The sequence below is a fragment of the Acidovorax sp. GW460-11-11-14-LB4 genome (genome assembly GCF_059423685.1).
Genome location: NZ_JBWKYJ010000010.1, coordinates 78,833 through 85,554 on the forward strand (window position 1 = coordinate 78,833; position 6,722 = coordinate 85,554).

The 6,722-nt window shown below is 66.7% G+C and carries 5 protein-coding genes and 1 pseudogene; 3 read left to right on the forward strand and 3 right to left on the reverse strand.

Annotated elements, in window-relative coordinates:
- The first annotated feature begins 74 nt into the window (after positions 1–74).
- Positions 75–1,730, forward strand: a complete 1,656-nt coding sequence (locus tag AC07X4_RS06565; protein WP_056747467.1) for a Na/Pi cotransporter family protein — start codon at positions 75–77, stop codon at positions 1,728–1,730.
- A gap of 68 nt (positions 1,731–1,798) precedes the next feature.
- Here AC07X4_RS06565 and AC07X4_RS06570 read toward each other — a convergent pair whose 3' ends face one another.
- A complete protein-coding gene (locus AC07X4_RS06570) occupies positions 1,799–2,779 on the reverse strand; it encodes a bile acid:sodium symporter family protein (RefSeq protein ID WP_056062101.1) in 981 nt (326 codons plus the stop codon).
- Between the two features lie 131 nt (positions 2,780–2,910).
- Between AC07X4_RS06570 and AC07X4_RS06575 the strand changes: the two genes are divergently transcribed.
- The gene (locus AC07X4_RS06575; RefSeq protein ID WP_436078089.1) at positions 2,911–3,834 is read left to right on the forward strand and encodes a LysR family transcriptional regulator; all 924 of its coding nucleotides are present in this window, start codon (positions 2,911–2,913) and stop codon (positions 3,832–3,834) included.
- A gap of 83 nt (positions 3,835–3,917) precedes the next feature.
- On the opposite strand, the gene AC07X4_RS06580 is transcribed toward AC07X4_RS06575, so the two are convergent.
- Entirely contained in the window at positions 3,918–4,850 is a 933-nt protein-coding gene (locus AC07X4_RS06580; protein ID WP_494739597.1) for a LysR family transcriptional regulator, read from the reverse strand.
- A 97-nt stretch (positions 4,851–4,947) separates the two neighbouring features.
- Here AC07X4_RS06580 and AC07X4_RS06585 point away from each other — a divergent pair, with 97 nt between their 5' ends.
- Positions 4,948–6,039, forward strand: coding sequence for an SDR family oxidoreductase (locus AC07X4_RS06585; RefSeq protein WP_288853144.1), 1,092 nt, complete (start codon positions 4,948–4,950; stop codon positions 6,037–6,039).
- Here the strand turns inward: AC07X4_RS06585 and AC07X4_RS06590 are convergent.
- Positions 5,993–6,703, reverse strand: a pseudogene (locus AC07X4_RS06590) (NUDIX hydrolase); the annotation flags it as partial. The gene AC07X4_RS06585 and the pseudogene AC07X4_RS06590 sit on opposite strands and share 47 nt — an antisense overlap.
- Between the last annotated feature and the right edge of the window lie 19 nt (positions 6,704–6,722).

Here is a 6,722-nt window from a genome sequence, read left to right on the forward strand (position 1 = left end):
GTTCTTGCATTGGCCCCTGGGTCTGGTCATCGCAGGGTTTGCGCCCATCACAAGAAGAAGAAACAACGGTTTTCATGAAGCATCTTCTCAATCTCCTGGCAGCCGTGGCGCTGCTGATCTGGGGCACCCACCTGGTGCGCACCGGCATCCTGCGCGTATTCGGCGCCAACCTGCGCCAGTTGATTGCGCACAGCGTCAGCAGCCGCTTCACCGCTGTGCTCTCCGGCATTGGCGTGACGGCGGTGGTGCAGTCCAGCACGGCCACCGCGCTCATCGTGTCGTCCTTTGTGGGCCAGGGCCTGGTGGGCCTGCCTGCGGCGCTGGCCGTGATGCTGGGCGCCGACGTGGGCACCAGCGTGATGGCCGTGGTGTTCTCCATGGATCTGTCGTGGCTGTCGCCCTTGTTCATCTTTGTGGGCGTGGTGCTGTTCATCTCGCGCAAGGACACCGCCGTGGGCCGCGTGGGCCGGGTGCTGATCGGCCTGGGGCTGATGCTGCTGGCGTTGCGCCTCATCACCGAATCGACCACGGTGCTCACCCAGTCGCCCACCGTGCGCACGCTGCTGGGCGCGCTCACCAGCGATCTGCTGCTGGAGATTTTTACCGGCGCCATTCTGGCCATCGTGGCGTACTCCAGCCTCGCCACCGTGCTGCTCACAGCAGCGCTGGCGGGCTCGGGCGGTATTCCGGCAGACGTGGCGCTGGGTCTGGTGCTGGGCGCCAATCTGGGCAGCGGTGTGCTGGCCGTGTTGACCACCATGAAGTCCAATGTGCAGACACGCCAGGTGCCACTGGGCAATCTGTTCTTCAAGATCATTGGCGTGCTCATCATGACGCCGCTTACCGGCCTGTGGCTGCAACATGTGCGGCCCTATGTGCCCGAAACCGCCGCCCTGGTGGTGCTGTTCCACCTGGCCTTCAATATCGTGGTGGGCATCGTCTGCATTGGCCTGACAGGTACGGTGGCGCGGGCTGTGCAGCGCCTGCTGCCGGTTGAAAAGGCGCAGGCTGCCGCAGGCACCCGTCCCCAGCATCTGGACCCCTCCGCCCTGGCCACACCATCGCTCGCCATCTCGTGCGCGGCGCGCGAAGCCCTGCATCAGGCCGACGTGGTCGAATCAATGCTGCTGGGCTTGCACAAGGTGATCCGCACGGACGACCTGCAGTTGGCAGAAGACCTGCGCAAGCTCGATGACGAGGTGGACGGCCTGTACTCGGCCATCAAGTACTACATGACCAAGATCTCGCGCGAGGCCCTGGACGAACGCGAGGGCCGCCGCTGGGCCGACATCATCAGCTTCACCATCAACATGGAGCAGATCGGCGACATCATCGAACGGGTGCTGATCGACATCGAGGACAAGAAGATCAAGAAGGGCCGCCAGTTCTCCGAGGCGGGCATGGAAGAGATCAACGAGCTGCACGCCCGCCTGATCGACAACCTGCGGCTGGCGATGAGCGTGTTCTTGAACGGCAGCGTGCGCGACGCACAAAAGCTGCTCGAAGAAAAAGCGCGCTTTCGCGACCTGGAACACGCCTATTCGGCCACCCACCTGGCACGCCTGTCAGACAACACCGTGCAGAGCATTGAGACCAGCTCACTGCACATTGACCTGATCAGCGAGCTCAAGCGCATCAACTCGCTGCTGTGCTCGGTGGCCTACCCCATTCTGGAATCGGCCGGCGCCCTGGCGCCCAGCCGCCTGCGCGCGCTCAACGAACAAAGTTGAAGCCTTTTGGGCTGCAGGCGCATATTCCCTATGCGCCTACAGCTACATAAAAGATAGCAAACTAGCATCTACGCACTGCGCCGCGCATAGCGTTGCGCCAGCACCGCACACACCATCAGCTGCATCTGGTGGAACACCATGATGGGCAGCACGATGGCGCCCACCGCGTGCGACGCAAACAGCACCTTGGCCATGGGCACACCGCTGGCCAGGCTCTTCTTGGAGCCGCAGAACACCAGGGTGATTTCGTCCTCCTTGGAGAACCCCATGCGCCGCGCGACCCAGGTGGTGGTCACCAGCGCCAGGGTCAGCAGCACGGCGCACACCACCACCAGGCCCAGCAGTGCAGACGCTGGCAACTGCCGCCACAGCCCCTCGACAACCGCTGCGCTGAAGGCGGTGAACACCACCAGCAGGATAGAGCCCTGGTCCACCAGCTTGAGCGCTGCCGCACGGCGCTGCACAAAACCGCCAATCCACGGACGCAGCAGGTGGCCCGCCACAAAGGGCACCAGCAACTGCAAGGTGATGCGGCCGATGTTAGCCAGCGTGTCATGCTGCGCAGTGCCTGCCTGCTGCTGCGCCTCGGGCAGCAACAGGCCCACTAGCAGCGGTGTGATCACAATGCCCAGCAGGGTCGATGCCGACGCGCTGCAGATGGCCGCCGGCATGTTGCCGCGCGCCATGGCCGTGAACGCAATGGCCGACTGCACCGTGGCTGGCAGCACGCACAGGTACAGGATGCCGGTGTAAAGCCCAGGCGTGACCAGCGGCAGCAGCACCGGCCGCAGCGCCCAGCCCAGCAGCGGGAACAGCACAAACGTGGTGCCCACGACCACCAGGTGCAGCCGCCAGTGCGAGAGCCCCGCCACGATGGCATCCCGCGAGAGCTTGGCCCCGTGCAAGAAGAACAGCAGCGCCACCGCAGCCACGGTGATCCCCTCCAGCGCCTGGGCCGCCACGCCCGATGCGGGCAACACGCTGGCGAGGGTGACGGTGCCCAGCAGTGCCAGGGTGAAGTTGTCGGGGAGAAAACGGGAACGGGCCATGGGTGACAGCGCAGCGGCAGCGCAAAAAATGCAAAGGGACATGGGGCATACAAACCCCCAAGACACGCATTGGACCGCAGCCTGATTCCAAAGAGAAATGGATTTCTCTGATGGATTTATGATTCGAGCGCATGAATATCACCCTGCGCCAGCTGCACGTGTTTCAGTCGGTGGCCGCCACCCGCAACTTCAGCCGCACCGGCGATGCGGTGGGACTGACCCAACCGGCCGTGAGCCGCTGCATCACCGAGCTGGAAGCCCAGCTGGGCCTGAAGCTGCTCAACCGCACCACGCGCGAAGTGACGCTGACCGATGCGGGCCAGCGCCTGTCGGCACGCCTGCCACGTGTGCTGGAGGAGCTGGAGAACACGCTGCTGGACGTGCGGGAACTGGCCACCGAGCGGCGCGGCCGCGTGCGTGTGGCCAGCAGCCCCACGCTGTCGGCCAACCTCATGCCCGACTGCATAGCCGACTGCCAGCGCACCCTGCCCGGGCTGGAGCTGGTGCTGCTGGACCGCATCCAGAGCGCAGTACTGGCCAGCGTGCTGTCGGGCGAGGTGGACTTTGGCGTGGTCATCGACCCCAGCGAGCGCGAGGCGCTGCACTGCGAGACCATCCTCACCGAACCCTTTTGCCTGGCCTGCCCGCCCGACCACCGGCTGGCGGGCAAGCGCAAGGTGCGCTGGACCGACCTGCAGGGCGAAGCGCTGGTGCTGCTGGATCACGAATCCGGCAGCCGCCGCCTGATCGATCGCGCCCTGGCCGAGCACGGCGTGACCTGCACGGTGGCTCAGGAGGTGGGCCACCCCACCACCATCTTCCGCATGCTGGACGCAGGCCTGGGCATCTCGGTGATCCCCACCCTGGCGCTCCCGCCAGAAGGCCTGACACAGCTGGCGGTGCGCCCCCTGGTGCCGCGCGTGGACCGCGAGATCATGCTGGTACACCGGAGGCACCGCGCGCTCTCGCCCGTGGCGCAGGCGGCCTGGGACCTGGTGAAGGCGGTGGCGGTGCAGCGCAATGGCACGCAGGCTATTAGCAACAAAGGCCGTTGAAAAAACGGCTCCCAAGGTACTTCCATGGGCATCTTCAGCTGCCCAATAGATCGCCGCCTTCCACACCCATCCGATTCAGCGGACTAGTCGGCAGATTCGTCGCTGCCTAGTCCTTCGACAAGGTACCGCTCCAGCCCCACCACCAGCGCATCAAACGTGCGCCTGCAGCGCGGACTGGTGCGCAGGTCCTCATGCATCACCACCCAGGTCTCCAGCCCGTATTGAAGCTGCTGCGGCAGCACCCGCACGAGTGCGGGGGCGCTGCGCCGGGCCAGTGCTTCCTGGCAAATGCCGATGCCGGCGCCTGCGCGGACAAAGGCCAGCTGCGCCACATCGCTGTCGCTGCGCACGGCAAACCGATCTCGCCGCCACACAGGCAGGGCCTTTTGGGCCGCACGCAAAAAAGGGGTTTCTGCATCAAAGCCGATCAGGCGGTGCTGCGCCAGCTCGGCCAGGGTGGCGGGCATGCCCTGGGCGGCGATGTAGCGCGGATGGGCATACAGGCCCAGCGGGATGGTGCCCACGCGGCGGGCGATGAGCGCGTCCTGCCGGGGTTCGGTCATGCGGATGGCGATGTCGGCCTCGCGCTGCAGCAGGTCGTGCACGCGGTTGCTCAGCACCAGCTCCACCGTCAGCGCGGGGTGCTCGGCCTGCAACTGCGCAAGGAGGGGCGGCAGCACCTCAACCCCCATCACCTCGCTGGCGCTCACTCGCACCGTGCCGCGTACGCCGTCGCCCTGGCTGTCAGCCGCGCGCACCAGGGCCGCCGCAGAGTGGCCCATGGCTTCCGCGTAGCTGCGCAGGGCCAACGCGGCCTCGGTCGGCAGCAGGCCCTGCTGAGAGCGCGTGAAGAGCACCAGCCCCAGGGCCTGCTCCAGGGCGGCAATGTGGCGGCCCACTGTGGGCTGTGTCACCCCCAGCGCCCGCGCGGCGCCCGACAAGGAGCCCTCTCGCAGCACACCGAGGTACGAACGGTACAGCTCCCAGCCAATGTCATGGCGATCCGGTTGGTCCATACATAAATGTATAGCCAAGCACTCATTTTCAGCAATTCCATTGAATCGCCCTGGCGCAGACACTGCCTCCATCCATAGGTTTTGAAGGAGTATCGAGATGAGCAACAACCCCACGGGCAGCCGCCCCAAGGTACTGGTTCTGGGCGCCACCGGCGGCATTGGCGGCGAGGTGGCGCGCCAGCTGCGTGACCGGGGGTGGGAGGTGGTGGCAATTCACCGCAACGCAGCGCAGGCCAGAGAACAGCGCGACGGGTTCACCTGGGTTCGGGGCGACGCGATGACCCTCGCCGATGTGATGGCCGCCGCCACGGGCTGCCAGGTGATCGTGCATGCGGTCAACCCGCCCGGCTACCGGCGCTGGAGCGAGCTGGTGCTGCCAATGATCGACAACACGATTGCAGCGGCCCGGGCGCACGGGGCCACGGTGGTGCTGCCAGGCACCGTCTACAACTACGGGCCTGACGCCTTCCCGGTGCTGCACGAAGACGCCCCCCAACACCCCCGCACACGCAAAGGCGCCCTGCGGGTGGAGCTGGAGCGCCGCCTGCAGCAAGCCACCGTGCCACACCCGCTGGAGGAGACATGCCGCGTGATCATCGTGCGCGCGGGCGACTTCTTCGGACCGCAGGCGGGCAACAGCTGGTTTGCGCAGGGCCTCATCCAGCCGGGCCGACCGGTGGCCACGGTAAAGCAGCCAGGCGCGCCCGGCGTCGGGCACCAGTGGTCGTACTTGCCGGACGTGGCGCGCGCCATGGTGTTGCTGCTGGAGCGGCGCGCCGAGCTGCCCGCGTTTGCCCGTTTTCACCTGGCCGGGCATTGGGATGCCGATGGCACGCAGATGGCGGCCGCCATTGGCCGTGTGGTGGTGGCGCGGGGCGGCCAGGCGCCGCGCGTACAGGCTTTTCCGTGGTGGCTGGTTACGCTGGCCTCGCCGTTCGTGACCACCTTGCGTGAAATGCGCGAGATGCGCTACCTGTGGCAGCAGCCGGTGCGCATGACCAACGACCGGCTCCGGGCGGTGCTGGGCGAGGAGCCACACACCCCGCTGGACGAGGCGGTGCAGGCCACCTTGCAGGGCCTGGGCTGCCTGCCAGCCTGCTCCGGTAGCAGCGGGAGCGGGCACGCCCAGGCCGCACCGGCAACTACACCCCCAGGAACCCCGCAATCACCAGCCCGGCTTCCAACGTGAACGCCCCTTGGGCGACGCGCTCCCGGACCACCTCCAGAGGCAGCAGGTCAAAGCGCTCGACCTCGCCGTCCTGGTTGTCGGGCTCCATGCCCTGAGGCACCTGGGCGCGGAACCAGTCGATGCGCTCGACCATGAAGCCCGCGCCACCGCCCTCGCGGCTGGGGCGGCTGAACAGCACCTGGCCCCCGTGCGCCACGTCGGCCAATGCCTCCACCCGCAAACCGGCCTCTTCCCAGGTTTCGCGGGCCAGGGCCTGCGGCAGCGAGTCGGCAGCGGAGACCATGCCACCCATCAGCGTGTCCCACAGCCCAGGGTTGTTGGGTTTGGTCAGGGAACGCTTTTGCACCCACATGCGTCCGTCGGGCGCCAGGCCGACCAAGTGCACAGCGCGGGTAGCCACGCCCAGCACGCGCACCGCCCCGCGCTCCACGGTGCCGATGACCTCGCCCGCCGGGTTGGTGACCGCCAACTGCTCATCACGCCAGGGGCCGCACAGGCCCGCATCGCGCAGCGCGGCGGCCAGGGTGTTGAGGGCATCCGTGGTGTCGGCGGGCGATGCCTGCAAATGCCAAGCAAGGCCCTGAGAATGCTCTGCTTCTGATAGCTGGTAGCGCTTATTCATCAAGCGCTTCAGGCTGATTTGGCTGAAAAACCCCGGCGCTACCAGCTATCAGAAGCAGAGC